This window comes from Paenibacillus ginsengarvi (assembly GCF_003626695.1).
Classification (GTDB): domain Bacteria; phylum Bacillota; class Bacilli; order Paenibacillales; family NBRC-103111; genus Paenibacillus_AB; species Paenibacillus_AB ginsengarvi.
The window spans coordinates 37708-62809 of record NZ_RBAH01000021.1 but is presented as its reverse complement, the minus strand read 5'-3'; the positions used below and the strand labels follow the sequence as shown (position 1 = coordinate 62809).

Annotated in this window: 19 protein-coding genes; 9 read left to right on the top strand and 10 right to left on the bottom strand. The window is 55.1% G+C overall.

All coding sequences use genetic code 11. The annotated features are described in order from the left end of the window. Positions 1–33: 33 nt before the first annotated feature. From D7M11_RS24655 to D7M11_RS24640, 4 genes are all read right to left on the bottom strand, one after another. Entirely contained in the window at positions 34–867 is an 834-nt protein-coding gene (locus tag D7M11_RS24655; protein WP_120749927.1) for a sugar phosphate isomerase/epimerase family protein, read from the bottom strand. Between the two features lie 28 nt (positions 868–895). Then, positions 896–1864, bottom strand: a complete 969-nt coding sequence (locus D7M11_RS24650) for a Gfo/Idh/MocA family protein (protein WP_120749926.1) — start codon at positions 1862–1864, stop codon at positions 896–898. A 191-nt stretch (positions 1865–2055) separates the two neighbouring features. Further along, positions 2056–2874, bottom strand: coding sequence for a helix-turn-helix domain-containing protein (locus D7M11_RS24645; protein ID WP_120749925.1), 819 nt, complete (start codon positions 2872–2874; stop codon positions 2056–2058). A 39-nt stretch (positions 2875–2913) separates the two neighbouring features. Then, positions 2914–4836: an ABC-F family ATP-binding cassette domain-containing protein gene (locus tag D7M11_RS24640; RefSeq protein WP_120749924.1), complete on the bottom strand. Its 1923-nt coding sequence runs from the start codon at positions 4834–4836 to the stop codon at positions 2914–2916. 206 nt (positions 4837–5042) lie between these two features. Here D7M11_RS24640 and D7M11_RS24635 point away from each other — a divergent pair, with 206 nt between their 5' ends. The 4 genes from D7M11_RS24635 (at position 5043) to D7M11_RS24615 (ending at position 9381) form a co-directional block, all read left to right on the top strand. Next, positions 5043–6206: an MFS transporter gene (locus tag D7M11_RS24635; RefSeq protein ID WP_120749923.1), complete on the top strand. Its 1164-nt coding sequence runs from the start codon at positions 5043–5045 to the stop codon at positions 6204–6206. A 544-nt stretch (positions 6207–6750) separates the two neighbouring features. Next, positions 6751–7761: an aromatic acid exporter family protein gene (locus tag D7M11_RS24625; RefSeq protein ID WP_240041295.1), complete on the top strand. Its 1011-nt coding sequence runs from the start codon at positions 6751–6753 to the stop codon at positions 7759–7761. A 141-nt stretch (positions 7762–7902) separates the two neighbouring features. Beyond that, positions 7903–8640 (top strand): SDR family oxidoreductase, encoded by a 738-nt coding sequence (locus D7M11_RS24620; protein ID WP_120749920.1) that lies wholly within the window; start codon positions 7903–7905, stop codon positions 8638–8640. Between the two features lie 189 nt (positions 8641–8829). Continuing rightward, the gene (locus D7M11_RS24615) at positions 8830–9381 is read left to right on the top strand and encodes a MarR family winged helix-turn-helix transcriptional regulator (protein WP_120749919.1); all 552 of its coding nucleotides are present in this window, start codon (positions 8830–8832) and stop codon (positions 9379–9381) included. Positions 9382–9741: 360 nt separating this feature from the next. On the opposite strand, the gene D7M11_RS37515 is transcribed toward D7M11_RS24615, so the two are convergent. The 3 genes from D7M11_RS37515 to D7M11_RS24605 form a co-directional block, all read right to left on the bottom strand. Then, positions 9742–11373 carry an ATP-binding protein gene (locus D7M11_RS37515; RefSeq protein ID WP_240041294.1) on the bottom strand — a complete coding sequence of 544 codons (1632 nt, stop codon included), beginning with the start codon at positions 11371–11373 and terminating at the stop codon, positions 9742–9744. After that, positions 11328–12944 (bottom strand): sensor histidine kinase, encoded by a 1617-nt coding sequence (locus tag D7M11_RS37510; protein WP_240041293.1) that lies wholly within the window; start codon positions 12942–12944, stop codon positions 11328–11330. The genes D7M11_RS37515 and D7M11_RS37510 overlap by 46 nt, the downstream gene beginning before the upstream one ends. A gap of 287 nt (positions 12945–13231) precedes the next feature. Next, complete coding sequence (locus tag D7M11_RS24605) at positions 13232–14176, bottom strand: helix-turn-helix domain-containing protein (protein WP_120749918.1); 945 nt, start codon at positions 14174–14176, stop codon at positions 13232–13234. A gap of 281 nt (positions 14177–14457) precedes the next feature. Here D7M11_RS24605 and D7M11_RS24600 point away from each other — a divergent pair, with 281 nt between their 5' ends. The 3 genes from D7M11_RS24600 to D7M11_RS36965 are packed head-to-tail and all read left to right on the top strand — an operon-like array spanning position 14458 to position 19270. Beyond that, positions 14458–15798, top strand: a complete 1341-nt coding sequence (locus tag D7M11_RS24600; RefSeq protein WP_120749917.1) for an extracellular solute-binding protein — start codon at positions 14458–14460, stop codon at positions 15796–15798. Positions 15799–15838: 40 nt separating this feature from the next. Next, on the top strand, positions 15839–17095 hold the full coding sequence (locus D7M11_RS24595; RefSeq protein WP_120749916.1) for a sialidase family protein: 1257 nt from the start codon (positions 15839–15841) through the stop codon (positions 17093–17095). 60 nt (positions 17096–17155) lie between these two features. Next, complete coding sequence (locus D7M11_RS36965; RefSeq protein ID WP_193556270.1) at positions 17156–19270, top strand: right-handed parallel beta-helix repeat-containing protein; 2115 nt, start codon at positions 17156–17158, stop codon at positions 19268–19270. A 311-nt stretch (positions 19271–19581) separates the two neighbouring features. Here the strand turns inward: D7M11_RS36965 and D7M11_RS24585 are convergent, their stop codons facing one another. Together D7M11_RS24585 and nagZ are read right to left on the bottom strand one after the other, a co-directional pair. Further along, entirely contained in the window at positions 19582–20097 is a 516-nt protein-coding gene (locus D7M11_RS24585; RefSeq protein ID WP_120749915.1) for a VOC family protein, read from the bottom strand. Positions 20098–20246: 149 nt separating this feature from the next. Further along, a complete protein-coding gene (nagZ, locus tag D7M11_RS24580) occupies positions 20247–21503 on the bottom strand; it encodes a beta-N-acetylhexosaminidase (protein WP_120749914.1) in 1257 nt (418 codons plus the stop codon). Between the two features lie 279 nt (positions 21504–21782). Between nagZ and D7M11_RS24575 the strand changes: the two genes are divergently transcribed. After that, positions 21783–23336 (top strand): DUF4127 family protein, encoded by a 1554-nt coding sequence (locus D7M11_RS24575; protein ID WP_120749913.1) that lies wholly within the window; start codon positions 21783–21785, stop codon positions 23334–23336. 168 nt (positions 23337–23504) lie between these two features. After that, the gene (locus tag D7M11_RS24570) at positions 23505–24200 is read left to right on the top strand and encodes a gamma-glutamyl-gamma-aminobutyrate hydrolase family protein (RefSeq protein WP_120749912.1); all 696 of its coding nucleotides are present in this window, start codon (positions 23505–23507) and stop codon (positions 24198–24200) included. 257 nt (positions 24201–24457) lie between these two features. Here the strand turns inward: D7M11_RS24570 and D7M11_RS36535 are convergent, their stop codons facing one another. Beyond that, positions 24458–24634, bottom strand: a complete 177-nt coding sequence (locus D7M11_RS36535; RefSeq protein ID WP_158606811.1) for a hypothetical protein — start codon at positions 24632–24634, stop codon at positions 24458–24460. Positions 24635–25102 lie beyond the last annotated feature (468 nt).

Sequence of the window (25102 nt, the reverse complement as noted above, 5' to 3'; positions counted from 1 at the left end):
CCGCTTGGCTCCTTGTTTTTTCAAACCGCTGTTTTAGCCGGCAGTGCCGGTAATGATGGCGTTTAATTGCCGGGCCGTATCGTATACCGCCTGATAAGGATTCGAGCCGTAAATGCCGATCTCGGCGGTGAGCGTGTCGGTGTAACCGATCTCATTCAGCGCGGCGACGACTTCCGTCCAATTCACTTCGCCGGCCATCAGCGGAACGAAGCCGCCGTAGTTGCCGACAGTCGCCTTAAAGTCCTTGACGTGCACTTTGAAAATGCGGCTGCCGAGAATGCGGATCCATTGCTGCGGGAAGCCGTAGAGCAAAATGTTGCCGACGTCGAAATAAACGCCGAGATTGGGCGAGTTCAGCTCGTCGACATACCGCTTCATCTCGAGCGGGGACAGCAAAAACTTGTTCCATACGTTTTCGATGCCGATTTTGACGCCGCGTTTCTCCGCCTCTGGGACCAGTTTCTCCAGTTCGGCCCGGCTGTTCTCGTAGCAAGTGTCGTACGAAGAGGTGGCATTCACGACGCCAGGCACGACCAGCGCCGTATCGGCTCCGATTCGTTCGCAGATTTCGAGCTGCTTCGTTACGACGGCTCTGCCTTGCTCGCGGACGGCCGGGTCCGGTGAAGAGAGCGGGTTGCGGCCCATCAGGCCGGTGGACACGCTTCGCAATTGCAGACCGTAGTCGGCGGCCAGCTTCGCGATCGCATCCGCCTCGGCCGGTGTCGTCTCCAGCGTGAAGCCTGCCGTGTGCCCAGTCGGGTAAACGTTCAGCTCGACGGCATCGTACCCGGCGTCGCGGCTAATTTCGAACAGTTTCGGAAGCGGCGTTCCTTCGGGGAAGCACCATTGATTGACGCTTTTCAGCATAGACGTTTATTCCTCCCACTGGTTAGAATCAGGCTGTGACCGAAGGTTTTGTGAAGTTGATTTCGCCGAAGTTTATCGTAGCTTCGAGCGTGTCGACGGCATCGGCGAAGCTGCCGAGCACCAGCTCCTGGCGTCCCGTGCGGACCGCTTCGATGAAGGCGCGATCCTGCTCGAGGTAGAAGTCGGTTTCGCATTTGTCCGTTTGCTTCTGCCCGGCGTCGTGAATCGTGATGCTGCTGCCCTTGATGGCGAGATAAAAATCTGCGCCGATGAACTCCACATCGCCCCGTCCGAAGTGCGGCGACATGCAGGTGTTAACGAACGAGCCTACCGCTCCCGATTGCATCGTGAAGGCGACAACGCCGACGTCCGGAATCGTCGCTTCCGGGTTGATGGTTTGAATCGTGCGCTGCGCGTAGAACGACTGAGTCTCGGCGAAATCGCCCGCCAAATAACGGATCAGGTCGATCTGATGCGTTGCCTGCTCGATAATTTGGCCGCCGGATTTGTCCAGCTGCGCCCACCACTTGGCTCCCGGCAATCCGCCGATCCGATAGGAGAGCACCATGTTCACTTGTTTGCCTTCCAGATAGCTTTTCGCCTTCTGTACATTTTCCAGATACCGCAAGCAATAGCCGGAAGAGTTAATGATGCCTGATGCGGTAATCGCTTTGCTGACGCGTCTCGCCGTATCCATATCGAGCCCGACCGGCTTCTCCGACAGCAAATGGATGCCTCTGGCGGCAATCTGCTCCTCGATGAGGCCTCTGGCGAATGGGGGCGTGCACAAGAAAACGGCGTCGATCTTGCCCGAGTCCAGCAGCTCCTGCTCGCTCGCGAACACTTCGGGGCCGTAGCTGTCGCTAATTTGTTTGGCGCGTTCCGCGTTAATGTCAAATACGGCTGTCAACTCGGCGTTGTCCAGCTTTTGCAGCGTTTTGATGTGATGTTCGGCCATGCCGCCGACTCCGATAAATCCGATTCTCACTTTGTTCATGTATGGCTCTCCTCCTTAAATTTCGGGGCTCCCCGCAAAGGTTATCGTATTGGGGTTGTTTACGTTACACGAACAAGGATAGTGGATGGGAGCGGAATTGTATTTATTGAAATGGAACCGGAATTTACGCAAAAAGACACCTTGGACAGGTGTCGGGGCCAAACACATATAAATCGCAGGCGCGGTTTTGCCTACGGGGTTGTTTGCAAATCGCTGCCGCGCATCGTTTTTTGCCGTTTGCGCCATAGGGAAGGGGAGGTGCCCTCGACGCTTTTGAACCATTGCGAGAAGGAATGGAGCCGGTAAAACCCGACCTGCTCGGCGATTTCGTTCAGATCTTTGTCTGTTGCGCTGAGCAGCCATTTGGCCTCCTGCATCCGGCACTGCTGCTGGTACTGCTTCGGCGACAGCCGGTATATTTTCTCGAACGTCCGCCGAAACCCGGCGACGGAAAGGCCGCTTAGCTCCGCGAGGTCGGTCATCTGAACGCTCTCGCGCAAATTTTGGCGGAGGTAGTCGGCCGCTTTCGTGATCGTCATCGCCTGCATATCCGTTTGCGCATGCTCGTGCAAGTACAGCAGCAGCAGCTCGGCCCAGACGGCGCGTGTGCGCTCCTGCTCCTTCAGCGGCGATGCAAGCACGCGGAGCCATTCGCGGAACAGCTTCTCAAAGCGGTCGCCGTCGATTCGGGACATAGCGAATATACGCGGCGTAAGGCACCCCCTGGTCAGCTTGTCGGCTACTTCCTGCAGCGCGGGAGGCATGCCTTGCATATGAATCACGCCGAACCGAACCTTCGTCACGGCGGCGAACCGATGCGAGATGCCGGGCGGGATGACGACGATATGCCCGGTCTCGACAAACACTTTACGCTCCGGCCATTCGAACAGCCCCCGGCCTTCCAGCGTGACTTCGATCTCCAGCGTCGTATTCTGGTGGAAACCGACGTCATACCAATCTTCGTTAAACGTGCCGATAAAGCTGCGAATATGGAACGGCGCTTGTTCCATGAATCTTATCCTCCCAAGGGCGATAGCTTCCGTCAAACGTTAGCCCTTCTTCTGCCGTTCGATCTGTTCGGCCAGATCGTTCAAATACGTCCAGCGCTCAAGCAGCTCGTCCAGCGACAGCTCCTGCTCCCGGTGACGGGCGGTAAGCTTCATCAGCTTCTCGTAATCGTCGTGTGCGGCGGCGAGCTCTTCAGCGAGCCCGGCAAGCGATTGCTCCGCTTCCGCGATCCGCTGGTCGATTTCTTCGTATTCCTTCTGTTCTTTGAAAGAGAATCGTAGAGGCTTTTCTTTCGGCCTGTTGTCGCTTGGTGGCTCGGGTGCGGCTTGCGCCGGCTTGCCCGCTTTGTTGTCGGCCGTCGACTCGGCTTGCTTCGTGCGCTCCCGGTATTCCGAGAAGTTGCCTTCGTGTTGGGAGAATACGCCGCCGCCTTCGGCGACGAGCAGAGCATCGACAGTGCGGTCGAGAAAATAGCGGTCATGCGAAACGATAAGCACCGAACCGGGAAAATGCTCCAAATAGTCCTCCAGGACGGTCAGCGTCTGAATGTCCAGGTCATTCGTCGGCTCGTCCAGCAGCAGCACGTTCGGCGCGCCCATCAGGATGCGGAGCAGGAACAGCCTGCGCTTCTCGCCGCCCGACAGATCGGCGACTTTGGACCACTGCGCGGACGGAGGGAACAGGAAACGCTCCAGCATTTGCGAGGCGCTGATCAGCTCGCCGTCCGTCGTGCGGACGTTCTCGGCCGCATCGCGAATATATTCGAGGACACGCGCCGATTCGTCCAGCTCTTCGTTCTCCTGCGAGAACAGGCCGATTTTGACCGTGAGTCCGGTATCGATCGAGCCTGCGTCGGGAGTCAGCTTGCCTGCGATCAGCTTCAGCAGTGTCGATTTGCCTGCGCCGTTCGGGCCGACGATGCCGATCCGGTCGCCGGGCTGCACGATATAGCTGAACGCGCGGACGATGTCGCGTTCGCCGTACCGTTTCGTTACGTCCGTCAGCTCGATGACCTTTTTGCCGAGCCGCGAGCTGGGCAGGGCCATGTCCATTTCCTGCCCATTCGTTTGCGGCCCGGCTTGCTGCAGTTTTTCGAACCGCTCGATCCGCGCCTTCTGCTTCGTCGATCTGGCTTTGGCTCCCCGTCTGATCCAGGCCAGCTCGCGGCGCAGCAGGTTTTGCCGCTTCTCCTCGGAGGCATGCTGCTGCGCCATCCGTTCGGCCTTTTGCTCCAGAAACACGCTGTAGCCGCCGGTATAGCCGAACAGCTTCCCGTTGTCCAGCTCGAGGATGCGGGTCGCCACCCGGTCGAGGAAATAACGGTCATGCGTAATCATGAGCAGCGCCGATTTCGATTTGGACAACATCGTCTCCAGCCAGTCGACCGTTTCGGTGTCGATATGGTTCGTCGGCTCGTCCAGAATGAGCAGGTCCGCCGACCGAATGAGCGCGCCGGCGAGAGCGACCCGTTTCCGCTTGCCCCCGGACAAAGTGCCCATTAGCGCGCCGAAGTCGTTTATGCCAAGCTTGCCGAGAATGCGCTTCGCCTCGTGCTCGAGCTGCCAGGCGTCCAGCGCATCCATCCGCCCGTTCAGCTCCACGAGCTGCTTTTGCAGCTCTGGACTGTCCTCGCCGCGCTCCAGCCGCTCCATCAGGCTTTCGTAATCGCGCAGCGCCTGCATGAGCGGAGAGCGTCCGCTGAATATATGTCCAAGAACGGTCGCGTCGTCGTCGATGGCGGGATTTTGCGGCAAATATTCGATCGTAATGCCGTTACGGATGGAAATCGAGCCTTCATCCGGCTGCTCGGCGCCTGCTATCGTTTTGAGCAGCGTCGACTTGCCGGTACCATTGACGCCGATCAGGCCGATTTTATCGCCTTCGGCGATGCCGAGCGATATTTGCTCGAACAACATCTTCATGCCGAAGCTTTTGCTTAATCGTTCCGCTGTAAGTAGGTTCATCGCTTAAGTTCCTTCAAAGTATAGTTGTTGTAAGGTAAAGCATAGCATATTTCTCCGAATTAGACACTCCGAACGATGGGCGGGAGCCAGGGAAATCGCATAAAAGTCGGAAGCCGAACTATCGGAGGAGGGTCCGTTGACGGGCTGCGAACCCGCGTGGTATCGTTAGGTGCCAATGATGGACGCCTGCAGGGAGCTGAAACACCATGAATCGTTTGCACACTTATGCGCCGCATGTGTACTATTTCTTTTTTTTCGCGGCGGCGGCCTCGTATTCGCCGTTTCTCGGATTTTGGTTCAGGGAAGCGGGACTCACCAACCAACAAATCGGCTTCCTGTACGCGGTCGGACCGCTTGTCGCCCTGTTCGTGCAGCCGGTCTGGGGACTGCTGTGCGATAAACACGGGATCGAGAAAGCCGTGCTCCTGCTGTGCAGTCTGCTTACGCCTGCGATCGCCTTCGGCTATTCGACGGGCGGAGGTTTTGCGCTGTATGCGGCTACGGCTGTCGCACTCGCTATATTCAACTCGCCGATGGTGCCGCTGGCCGATGCGATCGCCATCGCCCATGCGGAGAAGCACCGGCAAACGTACGGCGCCGCCCGGGTGTGGGGCTCGATCGGCTTCGCGCTGATCGTATCGCCGATCGGGATGTTGTACACGCATATCGGCATCCAGTATATGTTTACTTTTTATATGGCGTTTATGGTAGTCGTCTTCGCCATCACGTTCGTGCTGAAAAAGGGCCGGGTCCGCAAATCGGCCTCGCTGCGCGATGTAGGCAAGCTGCTGCAAAATAAACCTTTCGCCTATTTTTTGCTGCTCGTTTTGCTCGTCGCTTGCGGCAACCAAAGCTTCAGCGTCTTTTTCTCGGTATACCTCGGGACGACGGGAGGGAACGTGTCCGAGAAGATCGGCTGGCTCACCGCCGTGTCGGCCTTGTCCGAACTGCCGTTTTTCGTGTTCGCCACGCGGCTGTCCGAAAGATTCGGCTACCGCAACATGCTGGCGTTAGGGGCGTTTGCGGCTGCCTTGCGCCTCGTGATCATCTCCTTCGATCCTCCGATGGCGGTGCTGCTGCCGAGTCAAATGCTGCAGGGCATTACGTACGCGCTGTTTTACGCGGCCGGCGTCCAGTGCGCGAACGATCTGTGCCCGGAAGGCTGGAAGACGACAGCGCAGACGCTGTTCAGTATGGTCTATATCAGCATGGCGGTGCTGATCGCGAGCAACTTCGGCGGCTGGCTGATCGACCAGACCGGCTTTCCGCTCATGTTTCGGCTTGCCGCCCTGTTATGCCTGCTTGGGGGGATTGGATTTGTCGCCACCAGGCGGCTAGGACAAAAAGCAGGCGAGGCGGGTAGCCGCTGACTTCGGCCCGGTTAGGCGGGCGAACTGCTCTAGCTGACAAGGGTGATGTGAGATAAGCGGCTGTAAGCCGGCATAGGCTCGTTAGGTTGGCGGCCGCTGGTCGACTCGAGTGGCGGTTATTTCGCCGAAAGCTCTTCCCGGACGGAACGATCCGTTCGCGAGGAGCTTTTTTGCGATTGCGGGCCGTTGGACGATAAGAATAGCGGAACGGAATTCCACTAAATCGGCGAAACGTGTGGTTTTGCGAGAAATAAAGGATTATTTTTCCGTTATCCTCGGCATTTTTGGCTTTTTCGTGAGGAACTTATTTCCTGGGGCGGCCATAGCGGAAATGAAATCCGTTATTTTTTTTATGCAGGGGTGAACAGACTTTATAGCGGAAAATACTTCCGATATTGGTTTGGAAGTTGAGGGGGGAAAGGAATAAATGTCACTTAATATAACATTTAAGAAGAAAATTCGCTCTGAAACCGCGATTTTATGTTATTATTTATAACATAAAATAATAATCGGGGTGGTTTTTTACATGGTGGTCGGACTTCGAGTGATAAAAACTGTCATATCTATAGCGATCAGCATCTCAATCGCCCGCATGCTGCATCTGGAGCCGGATCATTTCGCGGGCATCATCTCGATGCTCGCCGTTCAGCCTTCGGTTTACCGGTCGCTCAAGCATACGTTGTCCCATCTCGCCAGCGCTTTATTCGCAGCCCTGCTCGGCATCGGCGCCGCTATCGTTATCGGCGACTATTCGATCGTAATCGCCGCCGTGGCGCTGCTCGTCATGGCGATCCACGTGAAGCTGCGAAGGACGGAGTCGCTCACCCTCGCCGTTATCGTCGCCGTCAACACGATCGGCACATCCGATGAGCTGCACGGCAACGCGGCCTACCATCAGCTCATGCTTGTCGTCATTGGCATGCTTGTTGGTACGGCGGTCAACATGATTCGCAAGCCCGTGCACCGGGAGCGGGAGGAGGTGCTGCTTGTGAAGGCGGAGAGCATGCTGCGAACGCTGCTTTACTACATCCAGCACGATCTGATGGTTGGCCGGATGACGCCGTATAAGCCGCAAATGCGGATGCAGATCGAAGAGGTGCGCTCCTACATCGAAACGGGCAAAGGCATCTCAGTGCTTATCCGTGAAGACCGCTGGATGAACCGCAGCGATCCGATCGAACCGGGAGAACTGTTCCGCACGTACGAAACGATGATCGAGCGGGTGAGGGACATTGTGAAGGCGCTGGAGAAGGCCGACCCGGCCAGCGTGGAGCGGCAGCGGTTCATTCGGGCGATCGGGCTCACCGTCCGGCTGCAGGAGCGCGTCATGCAGGGCCGTAAAATCCACACCGAACTAATGCTGAAGGCGCTCCGGCCGGAGCTGCTGCGAGCGGTCCCCGGCGAGCCGCCGCATCTGCTGTTTCCGTATTATCAGGCGTATGAGGCGCTGTCGGAATATGTGGAGCAGTTTTCCGGGATCAACCAGACGTTCCTGTTCATCTCGTCCCGGTCGATCGTGGAGGGCAGGGAAGCTTTTTTTCGGGTAGCGGGGTAGCGCAGTCCGCGGAAAACCGGGGAACGTTTCCGAGACAGGTATATTCTAACGGATTACTGCCAGCATGAAGTATAATACACCCATAGGGTCGATTGCGAAACAACAAGGCTCGGCCATACGAAGGTTAAAGGAGTGAACGGTATGAGTTTAAACGGAAAAGTCGCAATCGTAACCGGCGCGTCGCGGGGCATAGGACGGCAAGCCGCCCTTCAATTGGCGATGGCCGGCGCGAAGGTGGTCGTGAATTATTCGTCGAATCGGGAGAAGGCCGAGGAGGTTGTAAGAACGATAGAGCAAACCGGAGGCCAAGCAGCGGCGATCGGAGCCGACGTAAGCAGGGTGAGCGAGGTCGAAGCGTTGTTCTCGAAAACGCTCGAGCGGTTCGGGCGCTTGGACATTCTGGTCAATAACGCCGGTATTATGGAGTGTAGGGCAATCGCGGATGTAACCGAGGATATATTTGATCGGCAATTTGCGGTAAACGTAAAAGGGACCTTTTTCGCCTGTCAGCAAGCAATGAAGCATATGGCCGAAGGCGGAACGATTATCAATTTTTCAACCTCCGTGTCAGGGGCGATGCTCCCGACTTATAGCGTCTACGCCGCCACAAAAGGTGCAATCGAGCAGTTGACCCGCCAATTAGCCAAGGAATTCGGGCCGAAGGGTATTGTTATCAATTGTATTGCGCCCGGTCAAGTGTCGACGGAGCTGTTTTTGAACGGCAAGTCCGAGGAGCTGATCGATTCGTACCGCCGGATGAATGCGTTCGGGCGGCTTGGCGAGCCGGATGACATCGCAAACGCGATCGAATTGCTCGTCAGCGACAAAGCCCGTTGGATCACGGGGCAGACGATCCGCGTAAACGGCGGGTTCAATTAAAAAAATATGCAAGTTTAACCGCGTCTGTCGCTTCGATAGGCGTGGTAGTTGTTTATGTGCGACCGATCGAGTAAGGAGTAGACGTTGATGGCAACTGAACTTCAATATAACGATCCCGGTATTGCGTTTACGTTAGATATCGGCTATATTCCATTTAGTTAGACTATCTAATTATATGCAGGTGAGTTGATGAGTCAAAAAAACAACAAGGATCAAGCTACGGACCAATTGCCCAAGCTCGGTATTCAGCCTTACTTGGAACTAATGGACAAAACCGCCGGGAAAGAGAGAAACGGCGCGCATAGCCGTTTGGGTCTATTGATGCTGTGGTTCAGTGATCATTTTTTGGATGCGGTCGATCTGGAATTAGCGCCATTCGGCATTACCGAAAGCAAGCTGGATCTGCTGCTGCTGCTGAAGCTTCACGAAAACAGAACCTATATTGCCCCTTCGTCCCTTGCAGACAGATTGGGAATAAGGCGAGCTTCGGTGACGGCATTGTTGGACTGGCTGGAAAAGCGGAATTTGATCATCCGTGAGCAAAGCGAGCTCGATCGCCGCAGGATTCACGTGCAAATTACGAAGGAAGGCCAGGAACTGCTGGATCGTGTATTGCCCGCATTTTGGTCCGCGTGCTCCTCGATCATGAACGATCTGGATCATGACGAGGTTGCTCTTTTGGATAAAATGTTGGTGAAATTGAACGCTGGTATCGAAAAAAAGCTGGGGGTGGGTAGATAAATTTTTTTGTGTATATAATTAGATTATCTAACTATTAAGTAAAGGCGATTAAACGAAGATGAGGTGTGCCATGTCACGAAAAAACTATTCTCATATGACCGTTATTCTTTGTTGGTCTGGAATGATATCCTGTTTTCGGGAACGAGTCTCGGGCCGGTCCTGTCAATCCGTTTCATGGAATGGGGGAGTGATCGGCTAGCATTTGTATTGCTCGCCGTTATCCTCGGCGTCGGCTTATTGGCGGCCTGTCTGATTCGTAGCGATACTTCGGTCGAAACCGCCCGCTCTTAGCGGCGGTAGTCTAAAAGGGCCGGCTTCGATATCAGACGCCAATGCCACATGACGTCTCCCCAGTAAGCTTCATTTTCGCTGAACTGGAATAAGAAACGATACGCTCGTACCCTCGCCGGGCTTGCTCCGGATCGTCAGGCCCATGCCATAGGCTTGCCGAAGTCTGCGGTCGGTGTTTCGTATGCCGATACCGGACGAACCTTCGAGGTCGCTTGCCAGCAAATCACGTACTTTATGCTCGTCCATGCCTTTGCCGTTGTCCGCCACCATCACCCCGACGCCGTCCGACATCCGAACGAAACGTATGCTCACTGTCCCGCCGGAGGGCCGGCTCAGAAGGCCGTGCCTTACGGCGTTTTCCACCAGCGGCTGTACGGTTAGCGGCGGTAGCTCCAGATCCCGGAGCATGTTTTCTTCCAGTTCCCAATGAACGGACAGACGATTGCCGAATCGCTCCCGCTCGATGTACAGATACGCCCGGACCAGTGCCAGCTCGTGCTCCAAGGACACCATGGATTGAGTATTCAGGAAGTCGAAGCTGATACGCAGAAACGATGCAAAAGCTTCGCCGAGCTTGCGCATGCGTTCCGAGTCAATGTCACTGAGCGCCATTAACGAATTCAAGGTGTTTAGCAAAAAATGAGGCTGGATTTGCGCTTGCAAGTAGGCAGCCTCCATACGAAGGCTTTTGTGTACCGACTGCTTCATCGACGTTAACGACCAGACGCGATAATTTAGTTCCATGGCGTCGGCCGGCTTGGTGATGTAATCATTGGCTCCGGCCTCGAAGCCGGTATACACGTCCTCCAATTGGCTGCGCGCCGTCAGCAGCAAAATCGGCAGCTCCGACCTCGAGTATTTGCCGCGGATTGCGCGTGTCAGCTCATAACCGGACATGAGCGGCATCATGACGTCGATAATCACGAGGTCCCAGAACCCGCCATCCAAAAGTTTTAGCGCTTCTTCGCCGGAAAGGGCGGGTTTGACGCGATACAGATCCTTCGGTAAAATGGCGGCCAACACTTTCAGGTTCACGGGATCGTCGTCTACGATCAGAACGTTCGACAGAGCATGGTTGGCTGTTTTTTCAACTGCATTCGATTTCGCCGACCATGCCGCCGGATTTTGCATACCCGTAATCCCGTGTATACCCGCGGCGTCCGGATCGCGCGGCGAAATATCCGTTCCCTTAACAACGGCCGATTCCAGCGCAGCAACCGATTCGGACGCCATTACAGGCTCGCTTGCCACATGGTCCTTCTCCCCATGCTGGTATAGGGGCAGGGTGAAGGTGAAGACCGTGCCTTCGCCCCTGGACGAGCGTACAGTCAGCTCTCCGCCCTGCAGTTCCACGAGCTGTTTCGCGATGCTGAGGCCGAGCCCGATGCCGCCGCCGCCGTTCTCCGCTCCTTGCTCATAGGCGTCAAAGATGCGGGCTAGCGTTGCCTGATCCATGCCCATCCCCGTATCGGCAACATGAACGGCGGCCATGTCGCCCGTTAGATCCGACGACACGGTGATCGTCCCCGAATCGGTATATTTGATCGCATTGTGCAGCAGATTAAGCAAAATTTGCACGACGCGTTTTTCGTCCGCATACACGGGCGGGAACGCAGCCGGAATCGCCATTCGCATCTGAACCGGCTTTCCTTCCGTTAAATGGGCCAGCATCGAAAAAACAGCGGGGGCAACCGACTGCATGGGCAGCTTGCCGGTGTCCAGGAAAGCCGCTTCTCCTTCAGCCTCGCCGCATCCAGCAAATCGTTGATCAGCTGCGACATGCGACTGCCGATCGTCAGCAGCAGCCTCATGCCTTCGGCGTTCCTCGGCCGGAGTGAGCCGCTTTCTTCGTTCAGAACCGTCCTTGCGATATTGATTAGCCCGTGCAGCGGCGTTCGAAGCTCATGCGCCGTATGGGCAAGAAACTCGTCTTTGCGCCGGTCGTCCAGAGTCAACCGCTCGGTCAGCCGCGCATTTTCCTCGGCGTTGCGGAAATAACGCCTAAACCAGTAGGAGGAAAAGGCGATCAGCGCCAAAATCATGTCGATCGGGTAGTAGTCGACAGGCACCGAGATATACGATTTCAGAGCACCCCAAAGCACGCTCGATGCGACGCAGATCGCCGCCATAAACAATAGCAGGTCGTCGCCGGGGCGCCTCCGTTGGCGGATGACTTGTAGGGCAAACAAAACAAACACGGCAGCTATGGGAAGCAGGTAAAACAAATTAATCAGAAAGATAACATGGTATACCGCTCTGTACGGCGCCGCGCATAGGAATAACGTATAGAGCAGCAGGCTGGCCGAATAAATCCGAAACAGCCAGCTTCGCGTGCTGCGGTTAAGCAGATGTATGGTAAGCATCACCATAAAATAAGTCAGGTACAAATACGAGAGCAGCAATACTTTAACCCGTATAGAGTCGGTAAGAGGCAGCCATACGGTAATCAACCGGTCGGAGCTGGACAGAATGGAGATGCCGACGCAGATCATCATGCCGAAAGACGCGAGAATGCTTTTTTGCCGCGAATTGAACGCATACAGAATTAGGGTGTAAATGGAATGAAGCAGAAATACGGTTGAGCCGACTAGCTGCATGCCGATCGAATTCCAACGCTCTGTATCGATTCTCGCCTGTGAACCAAAACGGATGGCCGACGTAATGCCGCCTTTAGTTGGGCGATCGAAATTGGCGACCTGCACCAGCAGTTCGATCTCCCGCTCCTGTTCCGGGGTGTAAGATACCGTGAAGGAACGCACTTGCGGTTCGTACTGCTGCCGGTTAACACCCAACTGACCGAGTCCGGCCATCACGTTTCCGTTGACCTCTACCTGAGATGAACTGTAAATGTCGCTAAACCAGAATTCGTAGGGCTGTCGGTCCAGCGGGCCGTCGATCAAAATCCGCAACCGGTACGTTCCGAAACCGTACGAATGGTTGCGTTCGGAGATCCACGCACTCCGCCAATCGCCCGGCACTTGCAAATATTGCGATTTTCCAGGTTGTTCTTCGTTCAAGCGCCGGCCGGTCAGCAGTTGATCCGGGTAAAATTCCCACTGTCCATCCAGCGGTATCATCTTGCTGTTCTGAAAGTCCCAGCCCCGCAAGTCGAGGACTCCGCCGATCGCTCGGGGGTGTTCGGGCGGCGAGTAATGAACGTACCAAACCGCCCGGGCGCCGAACAGAAATAGGGAGAATAAAAGGAGCAGAACGACGGGGTTGCCGATAATAGAAGACCCTTTTAGTTTCAGGAACCGTATTGTTCGATGCAAGTCGGATTTTCCCTCTTTCAGTCAGCTTTTAAAATGTATATTACTTTGGACCGGCTAAACTCTTTTATACTTTCTCCCGACATCGTTCCAATCCCTCCTTGAAAGAGTATACAGGAGGGGAGGAAAATAAAAAACCGAGGCCCTTCGATAGTCCGAAGGCGCTCGGTTAGCGGTTCGTTTTGTTTTTCGGATTGCCGCGCCTTCCGAAGTAAGACTCGAAAGGCAACGGTTACCGGTTCGATTCGTTTCAGCCTTGCGGGCTTTGGCTTCGAAATGGGGGAACCGATTCAGGTGGGAGCGGATTCCGGCTTCGGCACGTCCAGCTTGTATTTGGGACGGTAGTGGCTAGGCGGCTTACCGACCCAGCGGCGAAATTGGCGTGAAAAATGGTTGATATTCGAAAATCCGAGCTGGTTCGCTATAGCACCGATCGGTTCGTCGGAGTTTACGATCATCGTTTTGGCCATATTTAATTTTTGGCGGCTGACGAATTGCCGGGGAGAAATCCCGTACACCCTTGTGAAAATTTTCGTAAATTGCGTACGGCTTAAACCGAGCCGGCCAGCCAAATCCGTAATCGTTACGTTGGTGCGGATGTGTTCCTCCAGCATGCGCTCGATCTTGTGGGCCATCTCGACTTCCATCCGCGAACTATACTGTGCTGCGGCTGATTCATCGCCGAATGGCGCGGAGTTGCCCGGCTGCAGCGCCACCATCTCGGCTATCGCGAGCGTGACATAAGCTTGCATCATAAGTCTTCCCTGAAGGGACAAATGTTTAAAAAAATAGTTAGTCAAGTGCATGTGCTTAGCTGATTCAGGGATATGGCTGTGCATCAGTCCTTCCAGGCGATATCCGATATCGCTCAGGAAGGAAGGAAAGCCGTCCGATTCCGTAAGAACGGAAACATGCTTATAAGGCTCGGCATACAGCAGCTGGCGAAGTCCGTGATCGTCTATATCGAAGTGGCAGTGGAAGAAATAGTAGGGCTGTGCGGATCCGTTCCAAAGCCGATGCTTCACGTGAGATTTGATGATCAACCAATCTCCCCGTCGCAGCACGAGCGGGTGTCCATCCAGTTCGAGCTGAATCTCGCCTTCCCGGCAGTGGAGCAGTTCGCAATAAGGGTGATAGTGCTTCTCGTAAGACCACCCCGGCACTCTGCTTCCGAATTTGCTGTTTAACACTTGAATCGTGTTCATCGTTTTCCTGAAAGCGACTTCGATCGTCACCGGCCCTGCCCCCTTAACCGCAATAGCGATAAGCCGCACAAGATCATCATAGCAAATGGCATAATGCTCCTCAAGTCTAGCTTGGCATTGGCACAAATGGATAAAAAGAAGAGTGATCGGTCAGATTGTAACCGCATCCAAAGATCATATAACATTACGGTAAAGGAGGACGGCAAACTTGCTCATGTCTCGACGAACGCGCAGTAACCGCTGCCTCTGAGAAAGGCGAGAGGGAGCAGTAGGGTCCAATCGAATAACAAGCAAAAAGAGGGGATACAACGATGCAAAAATGGACGAACTTACGGTTTTTCGCGGCAGCTGCTATGCCGGCATTGCTTCTGGCGGCATGCGCCGGCGGTGAAAAAGGGACGTCATCGCTTCCGGAAACGAAGAAGCAAAGCGAGGAGCCTGTCGAATTATCGTTTTATTACTCGGGGGGCAACTATGGCGAACAACGGTTCATGGAAATTATCGGGGACCCAATCATGAAGAAATACCCGCATATTTCGATTAAATATTACCAAACGTCAAAAGCAAACGGTTCGGAAGGGATATCGCTTGCCGACGCGGTCGCAACGGGAACGCCTATCGATGTGTTGTACGCAAGTCTTGCCAATGTGTCGCAATCGTTGCTTCCGTACGGGCTGCAGTACGATCATGCCGAGCTGATTAAAAAGCATAACTACAATTTGAATGCGCTAGTCCCCCAAACGGTCGATGCGATTAAAGGATTAGGCGGCGGCGTGCTTTACGGATTGCCCTCGGGCGTTGGAAGCTTGTATCTGTATTACAACAAGGACCTGTTTGACAAATTCGGGGTGGCGTATCCCCAGGACGGTTTGACTTGGGATCAATTGTACGAATTGACCAAAAAGATGGCCCGTACCGAAGTCGGCATCAAGTATAGAGGGCTTTCGATCGGTTGGACTTACATAGCCACTTTTAATCAGATGGGCGCCGGTCTGGTCGATCCCAAGACGAACAAAGCCTTATTCGCAAAGGATGAGAAGTGGCAAAAGCTAGTCTCGAATTTGATCCGTTTTTACCAAATTCCCGGCAACGAAGTCGATGCGGCAAGCTCCAAATGGAAAACACAATTCGACGAATTTGTGAATGGAACAGCCGCCATGGTGCTGACGGCCAATAATATGAGCAAAGATTGGAAAGGCCGGGTGGACGTCGCAACCTTTCCGGTATTTCCCGACAAACCCGGAGTCGGAGGGGGACTCATCCCGAATTTCTTCGGTGTGACGAGCATTAGCAAACATAAGGATGCGGCATTTCAAGCGATTTCTGTGTTGACATCGAAAGAGTACCAGTTGGCGCAAGCGAGAACGGGAACCGGTTCGTTGCCGGTTATTGAAGACCCGCAGCTCCGGGCGGAATACGGTAAAGACAACGCATGGATGACAGAAAGAAAAGTTAACACATCCGCCTGGTTTCCGAAAAAATTCGCCGACGCCTATGCCGTTACGCCTTATGACGGTAAAGCGAACGCTGCTTTTGTCGCGGAAATGGAGAAGCTGTCGGCCGGCTCGGTCGCCGATGTGAACACCGCGCTCCGACAAGCGGCGGAGGCGGCCGACAAGGCGATCGAAGCGCAAATCGGATCGAGCAAGTGAGGATAACGGGCCGCAAGGGTTGAATGAGGAGGCGACAACGATGGACGAGCAGGTCACGTCAAAAAGTCCCGGCTATAACATAAAGCTCGATACGATCCGTTCGGGTTTCGTTCCGGGACAGAAATACTGCTGGACGCATCCGCGAGCCGGCATTGTGAAGGGGGAGAAGCCATCCGTCGTATTGACGATGTCTCCGCTCGACTTGACCGGCAGCGATGTTTTCCATGCGTTGGCCGGGATGAGCTCCGAAGACGGAGGGCGGACGTGGTCGCCTCCCTCCGAACATTCGTCGCTCGGACGACGCACGCTGCATGACGGACTGGAGGAAGTGATCGGCGATTTTACTCCCGCTTGGCATGAAGCGTCGGGAAAGCTGCTGGGCATCGGTCATACCGTAACGTACAAAGGCCATCATATATACCGGCCGATCCGTAAAACGGCATATGCGGTATTCGATGCGGATCGCCAAAGCTGGAGCGATTGGCGGGAAATGGCGATGCCGCCGACTTTTTTTACTTCGGGTGCGGGCTCGACGCAGCGCTTCGATTTGGAAAACGGCGACATTTTATTGCCGATTTATTTTTCGAAATCCGCCGACGATTTAAACAACGGCCGTTTTTTCAACTACTCTACGGTTGTCCGTTGCCGTTTCGACGGCGAGAGCCTGCGCTATGTCGAGCATGGTACGGAGCTCACGGTTCGCCGGCATCGCGGTTATGTCGAGCCTTCCTTGACACGGTTCCGGGGACAGTTTTACTTGACGTTGCGGGCGGACGATCATGGGGCTGTCGCGCGAAGCGCGGACGGACTACAGTTCGGGGAGCCCAAGCTCTGGACTTGGGATGACGGGAGCGATGTGCCCACATCCAACACCCAGCAGCATTGGGTAACGCACAGCGGCGGTCTGTTCTTGGTCTATACGAGAAAGACGGACAACAACGATCACATTTTCAGACACCGGGCTCCTCTGTTTATCGCCGAGGTCGATCCGGAACAGCTGATCTTGATCCGCGCGACCGAACGCATACTCGTCCCGGAACGGGGAGCGAGACTGTGCAACTTCGGGGTGGTGAATGTGAACGAACGGGAGACATGGGTGACTGTGGCCGAATGGATGCAGAACGGCGGCGTGTGGGGCGAGGAGATGCGGCGACTGCTGCTTGAATCGTACACGAAAGAGGAATTGGCTCCGCTCGAATCGGCGCCTTATATGAGCGGGCTGATGACTGCATTTGGCGCCGACAATAGCGTATATGCCGCCCGTATATTATGGGATAGTCCCAACCTTAACATATAACGCGTAATAACGAGGCATTAAAACGTACACAAAATCCAATTGAAGCGGGAGGCGGCGTACATGACGGAAAGGCGGGAAATGGATGAAATCCAGGAGAATAAGGAGGTAAATCTCGGCGGAAATCGGCCGTTGCTTACGAGAAGGGCGATGCTCTCATCACTCGGCATAGCCGGGGCGGCCATGGCCGCTGTCAGCGTGGTCGGAGGAACGTTAGGCACGACGTTCGCGGCCGGGGGATCGGTGAGCGGCGATGTTTACGGCGGCGAGGGGCACGGTAATGCCAGTATTCGCAACGTGGCGAGCAGGACTGCACTAAAAGCGCTCAATACGGTAGCGACTACGCTTGCCTTTCTTGGCGAATCGGGGCGCGAGGGGATCTTTAGGTGGACCGCTGGCGACTATTCTGCGCTTATCGCCGCCGACACGGCCGAGGGTATCTTTATAAAAGCGGATGCGATTGCCGCTGCTACCGGCGCCTGGGTGCGCATCTATGACGAAATCGACGTGTGCTGGTTCGGCGCCGCGGGTGACGGCTCCAACACGACTACGGCATTCGCCGCGGCCATCTCCCTGTCGCAGTTCCTCGGTCTGAACCGTATAGTGTGCAGAAACTCGACTAAGCAATTCAAGATTGTAGAGCTCCAGATTACCGATGATATCGAGATAAATCTTGGCGGCGCGACGATCCTCGGAGATTTTGGAGCGTGGGGGGCGCACTCGGTAGACGCCGCGCCGATCTACTGGACCAGGAACGTGTTTTATTCGGTGGCGGCCGACGCGCCGTCTGTAACGCTGAAAAACATGACCATCAACGGCCAGAGCAGTCCAGCGTATCGGATGACCGGCGGGACGCCGCTAATCGATTTCAGGGGGCCGGCGTCTCCCGCAAATTCCAAGGTCATTATGAATAATGTGGTGTTGACGCGAGGTTCAAACCGCTGCTACACATCAGGCTCTGGCATCGCCGCCCCGACTCTGCTGCTGGAAGCCCGCAATATGGAAATCCTGCTCTATAATCTGGATCACGTCTGGATGGACGACTGCACCCTGCGATCTTCTCCCGGGGAAATGGTGCAGGTGCAGTCGGACGACGCCAGAACGGTACTGAAGATCAACCGACTGTATGCAACCAAGGCGCGGGATAACAATCCAAGCACAAAATGGTCGTCGTCTGCGCTGAATGTGATTAACTGCCATCCGTCGTCGGAGATGCGCAACAGCCATTTCTATTTCTTTACCAAGGGAGCGGTGAACTGGGAATCCGACGGCGGCCTGATCGATTCCTGCGTGTTCGATTATGTTGATGACAGCAACGGCTTGGACTTCAATGAGGCGAGCAGCTACCGGTTCGACAACCATACGGTGCGCAATTGCTATTTCCGCAACATCAGCAATGTGGGCATACGCACATCAGGATCGAATGAACTATTCGAAAACAATACGTTTGAAGACGTAAACCTGCCGATCAGGTTCGAGGCTGGCGTGCTCGGAAACCCTGCAAGGGGCGCTTGGCTGAAAACAAACCAAGTGCCGCTTGTGAATAACACCGTGCGAAATAACAACGTCATAAGTTGCAACGCATCGCATACCGGCAAGCAGGAGATCAGTGCGCTGAGAATTTCTTCGTCGATTTTTATTGAACTGAGGGTTGAGGGCGGAAGTGTGATCGACCGCCAGCCGCTGAGCAAGAAGTCGCTTTTCGGCATATGGGGCAAGCACGTTCGCTTGTCTCTGTCAGGCTGCTTCGGAAACGGCACGACTGCGCTAGTCTACTTAACCGGCACGGCGACGTGCTTTGCGAGAGACTGCCTCCTCGCCCCGGAGGCGGGTGAGTCTGTGCACGTTTTCGAGTTCGATAATCTCACTGTAGGAGCGCGCGGGATTATGCTGGACAATTGCTCGCGAATCACGGAGCTGGACGCTGGCAGCTATGACTTCCGCACCGCGACCGTTACGTTTGATCGAAACTCCATTCACGTGAACAACTCACCCGGCTTTGCGGGCACGTCAAACAATGCGATCGTTAACAGGGACGAGCGCCTCAAAGGCTCCAAGGCTTACGACCCGTCTAGCCTAGCTTCTGGAGCGTCAGTCTCAACGACCGTCACGGTGCCGGGATGCCGTGCCACGGATGCGGATGCGGTCCTTGTCTCCGCATCGGTTAGCACGGCGTGACTTCTGGTAAGCGGCGCCGTCACCGCGAACGACACGGTGACGGTGGTGTATGCAAACCTCACAGGAGCGGATGTCGATTTGCCTTCGCATAAGCTGACGGTTTACGTCATGAAGAGCAGTGCTTAGTTTCAATCCACGCTCTCTGTACGGGAAGCGACAACGCACCTTTGAGCCCTTGCCCCGCAAGGGCTGCAAAGGCCCAAAGTGAAATGTATTCCGAAGTCCCCGGCGCCGGAATGAACAAAAAAACGGACCCCCCTCAACAGTAGATGAAGGTTGCCCGTTTACCGGTTTGATTCGTTTCAGCCTTGTCAGCCTTGCAGGCTTTTGCTCCACTCCGCCACCCGGCGGAAGCTCTCTTCCTCCGAAATGTCCTCGATGCGGGTCATGATCGTCCAGCGGATGCCGAACGGGTCCCATATGCTGGCATACCGGTCGCCAGAAACAAAGTTCGTGAGCGGCTCCCGAACGGTAGCGCCGTGTGCGATGGCCAGCTCGAACGCCCGATCGGCGTCCGGCACATAGACGGCCAGCGAGTAACAGGCATTGCCTTCGCCCGGCGGCGGCACCAGATGATAAGCCGGATTCGCGGCCCCAAGCTGCAAGTAGCCGCTGCCGAAATCGATGTCGGCATGGATGATCATGGCGTTATCGCCTTCGCCTACGCGGGTTACGCTTTTCGCGACTGCGCCGAAGACGGTTTTGTAAAATTCGATCGCTTCCGCCGGATTGCTTACGACGATAAACGGCGTAAGGGCGGTGTAGCCGGTAGGTGTTCCGTTTCGGGTGTGCGTTCCAGTTACGCCCGTGCTTTTAGATTGTTCCAATTCCGTTCCCTCCGTTTTCTCAGGTAGACATCCGATCCTCTTCAGTATAGAGGAAGGAAATCGGGGTGTATTGTAAAAAGGCGACAACGCGGCGCTGCACTCGACCGGTTTGTCTTCGCGCACCGGCAGGCAGCCCCACGTGGCGGCCGTTACGGACTTCCGACCGCTTTTTGCAGCTTGTCATTAATTTCCTTCTCGTTCACGGGGCCGGAAGCCGCGTCGCTCAGCTTGTAACGCTCCTTAAGCGCAAGAATCCGGTACACGCTGCGGTCGATGGAATCCGCCGTTATCGCGCCGGATTGCACCGCTTGTTTGAGTGCGCCGATGACCATCTTCGCCTTCGCGTATTCGTGGGCGACGAGCACGATGTCTGCACCGGCCTTGACCGATTGAACGGCGGCCTCTCCCAGATCGTTATGCTTCAGAATCGCCCCCATCGTCATGTCGTCGGTAATGACGACGCCGCCAAAGCCCATCTCCTTGCGCAGCAGGTCGCCGATCACTGTGGGCGACATCGAGGAAGGATGGTCCGGATCGAGCTGCGGCAGCAAAATATGGGCGACCATCACCATGTCGGCATCCGACCGGATCGCATCGGCAAAAGGGACAAGCTCAAGCTTGCGCAACTGGTCCAGCGTCTTGCTCACGACGGGCAGCTCGAGGTGGGAGTCGACGGAGGTGTCTCCGTGCCCGGGAAAATGCTTCACGACGGGAATGACCCGCTCCGAACGGAGCCCTTCCATCTGCTGAAGTCCGAACGAGCTGACGATCGCCGCAGTGGGTCCGAACGAACGGTTGCCGATGACGGGATTGTTCGGATTGCTGTCGATGTCGAGCACGGGCGCGAAATCGACGTTGAACCCAAGCGCCCGAACTTCGGCGCCGATCGCTTTCCCGATCGCCCGCGCTTTTTCCTTGTCTCCCGTCTTGGCGATATCCCGGCTGGCCGGTGTGGGGACAAGCGTCCCTGGCATCCGGCTCACTTTGCCGCCTTCCTGATCTACGCTTAGCAGCAGCGGAGCGGGATTGCCGCGATTTGCTTCCTTTAGTTCATTCAGGAGCGTAGCGGTTTGCGCGGTCGATTCGATGTTCGGTTTATACAAAATAAAGCCGCCGATAAAATCGTTGGCGATCAAGCTTTTCGCTTGTTCGTCCATTTTGGTTCCGTCGACGCCGGCCATCACCATCTGCCCCAGCTTTTGCTCTAGAGTCATCGATCCGAGTTTCTTTTGAATCGGATCTTCCGGTACCGGCTTCTGCGGCGTTTCGGGCTGCGTGTTTGGCGGCTTCGTTTCCTGAGGCGAGGCCGCTCCCTGCAAGTTTTCGGAAGGGACTTTCGCTCCGGTGCAGCCAGCTGTCAGCAGGACAGACAGCAGCAGGGCAGAGGCGAAACGAATAGGTCTCATAGTTGCATCATCACTCCTTACTTTTGCAATATACCCGCCTTCTTGATCCGCTAATCCTATCGTATCATAGAAAAAGCGGGCGATCACTTTCGCTCCGAAGCACACGGCGCCTAGACGGAATGGTATCAGGGGCCAAAAGCGCCGAACAGGATGACGCTAAATTGTCGGAAATTCGCTTTTCTCAAAGGCGCGCACATGATAGAATGGAGTTATTCTCCAAAGTAATAATAACTAAAGAAAAAAATCTCTATCACTTCAAGTTTACAGGGAGAGAACCTCATGCAAAAGATTGTGTACGTCCCGCTTGACGAAAGACCATGTAATTACCGCTATCCGCAATATTTGGCTTCGATGACCGACATGACGCTGGAAGTGCCCGAGATCAGCTTGCTCGGACGCAAGAAAACAGCCGCCGACACCGATGCGGTACGCGATTGGCTGACCGGCGCCGTGCGGGACGCGGACGCCTTGATCGTCTCGATCGACATGCTCGTTCACGGCGGTATCGTGCCTTCGCGTCTTCACCACACGTCCGAGGAAGAATGTATGAAGCGGCTTGACGTCCTTGCCCGTTTGAAGGAAAGCAATCCGCGTCTTCGCATATATGCTTTCAATCTGATTACCCGCGTGCCGGCGTACTCGAGCTCGGAGGAGGAGCCTGATTACTACGCGGATTACGGCAACGAGATTTACACCTACGGCTGGCTGAACGACAAGGCGGAACAGGAGACGCTAGACGAGGAGGAGACGGAACGACTGAAGGCGATAACCGCGAAAATCCCGCCCGAAGTGCTGAGCGATTTCCTGACCCGCCGCGAAACGAACTCGTTCGTTAACCGCGAAACGATGAAGCTGGTCCGTGACGGTGTGATCGATTTCTTGATCATTCCGCTGGACGACAATTCGAAGTACGGGTTCAGCCCTCTGGAGCAAAGAAAGCTGTCGCTGCTCGCGGAGGATCTTGATCTCGGCGACAACGTCATGATCTATCCGGGAGCCGACGAAATCGGCTGCACGCTGTTTGCCCGCGCGTTTTGCGAAGCGAAGGGATACGTGCCGAAGGCATTCGTGCGTTATTCTTCCGTGCACGGCCCGTTCATCGTGCCGAAGTACGAGGACCGCTCGCTCGGAGAAAGCATCAAGTACCATCTTACGGCTGCCGGAGCGGTAGCTCATGATCATTCCGCAGGCACCGACTTCATTCTGATGACCAACTCGCCGCCGGTCGGGCAGAAGGAAATGGCCGAATGCTCGACGCCTTACGGGCAACGGAACCGGGCATATTTCTCGGAAGTGAATACGAAGGAGTTCGTGCAGGCGATCCGGTATTACCTCCGCGAAGGGCATATGGTCGCACTTGCCGATGTGGCCGTCAGCAACGGCTCGGATCATCCGTTCATGAAGCTGGTCAGCCGCAGCGGGCTGATCCACGACATCGCGGCATACGCGGCGTGGAACACGTCGGGCAATACGATGGGAACGGTCGTCTCCCATGCGGTGATCGAATCGTACTACCGCGGCAAGGACGAGGACTCGGCCGAGCGGCTGAATCGCAGCCGGGCCTACTATTACTTCCGGTTGATCGAAGACTGGGGCTACCAGGCGATCGTACGCAAGGACGTTATCCATAACGAGCTGCCGAAGCTCGGGGCCAGCTACTACGAGCTGAACCATGTGAAAGATGAGGTGTACGCAGTCATTCGCGGAAAGCTTGAGCAATTTTTCGCCGAATACGTGCAGGCTGGCTGTCCGGGACAAGTTCGCATCGAGGATGTGCATTTGCCTTGGAGCCGAATGTTCGAGGTTGGGTTTGAAGTTCGTTTGGAGCAATAAGGCCGGCGTGCTGTCCGGTGATCGATTCGAAGAGGCTGTCCCCTGGGACTGCCTCTTTGTCGTTCATTTGGAAAAATATAGAATGCGGGTCTTTGGATCCGTTTACACCTAACGGTGCATAAGGTATAAAGAGGAGAGACAGAAGCAACCAAACGCGGAGGGAATAGGATGAAGCCGATTATTGCGATAACAGCGAGTTATGAGGAAGATTATGCCGGCCTGAAACATAGGTACGCCAGCTGGGTGTTGAAGGCGGGAGGTATTCCCGTCGTGGTTCCGTTCGGTCTCGGTGAAGAGGAAGTCCGCGAGTTGTGCGGCATCACGCACGGATTGCTGTTATCCGGCGGATCGGACATCGATCCGGCTCACTACGGGGAAGAGCCGCTGCCCGAGCTGGGGCGGGTTACGCCGGAGCGGGACCGGCTGGAGCTGCTGCTGGTGCGGGAGTTTGCCGCGAAGGATAAGCCGATCTTTGCCATTTGCCGCGGGCATCAGGTGTTGAACGTAGCGCTCGGCGGCAGCTTGTACCAAGATATCCATTCCCAGTGCGGTGGACTCCAGCACAACCAGAAAGCGCCGCGATCCTACGCCACGCATCGCATCCGGGCGGAAGAAAACAGCATCGTCAGCCGGATCGCCGGCGCGTCCGAGTTCCGCGTGAACAGCTTTCATCATCAGGCTGTGAAGGACGCCGCCCCAGGCTTGCGTATTACCGCCCGATCGGAGGATGGGATCGTCGAAGCGATCGAGAGCGAAAATCATCGTTTTGTCCTGGGCGTTCAGTGGCATCCCGAGGATACGGCAGAAGTCGACGAGGTGTCGCGAAATTTGTTTGTCAAGTTCGTGGCGGCATGTCGGATATAGCTGGTCTAATAGTTAGGACTGCTAACGGCGGCTTTTCAACTATTTAAATCCAGCGGAGGAATATTAGTAGGGCAGATTGTCTAGTGAACAGGTATGAGTGATAGACGAAAGTTGAACTGAAAATCGGGATGAAGAGAGGGTCTGTGTTCCTATGGGGAGGATCGTAGAAAGGGGGGAGAATTGCAGAAGCTAGTCGAAGAGGTAGCGCATTTATAACAAAAACCAGGCTTTAGGGGCCTGGTTTTTGCGAAGGAAGATTAAAGCCAATCTTCGAAAGATTTTTCCTCTACTTTGGAAGAGGTCTTGTTGAATGCGCGATTGATGCCTTGCTGTTCTTGGCGGGAAAGGGAACCTTGATGAAGTGCTGCGAGCTTTTGTTTCTTCAGACTCCGAACGTTTGTTTCCAATTCGACAGACCAAGTAAGAGTTTTCATTTTTAAAGACCTCCTCATTTTGGTGGAAATATATTACACTAGTATTATACGACTATTTAGGGGACAAATGGAAGGTGGAAGCCGATGTTTCGAAAAAAAATTTTTATTTCGACATGTTTCATTCTTCTGATAGCCGCACAAGTTTGGTTCGGATATCTTCACTACCGCTATCCCTATTTGGGGATTATGTTGACACCAACGAATGAGGGGCAGTGGCGTGTCTCGGAAATCGGCCGCGAAACGTCCGGATTGCAGGTCAAGAAAGGAGATATCATATATCGGGTCGACGGTGCCGAACCTTCCGACCATCTATCAGTAAAAAAATGGAGGGTGCTTGAACAAGCGGATACTGTCGAATTGATTCGAGACGGCGAGTCGATGACGCTCGATATGACCCAAGTCCGAAATTCGCTAAGGCATGACATTTTGCCTATACTGGCCGAACTGATATGTTTCGGAGCATCACTA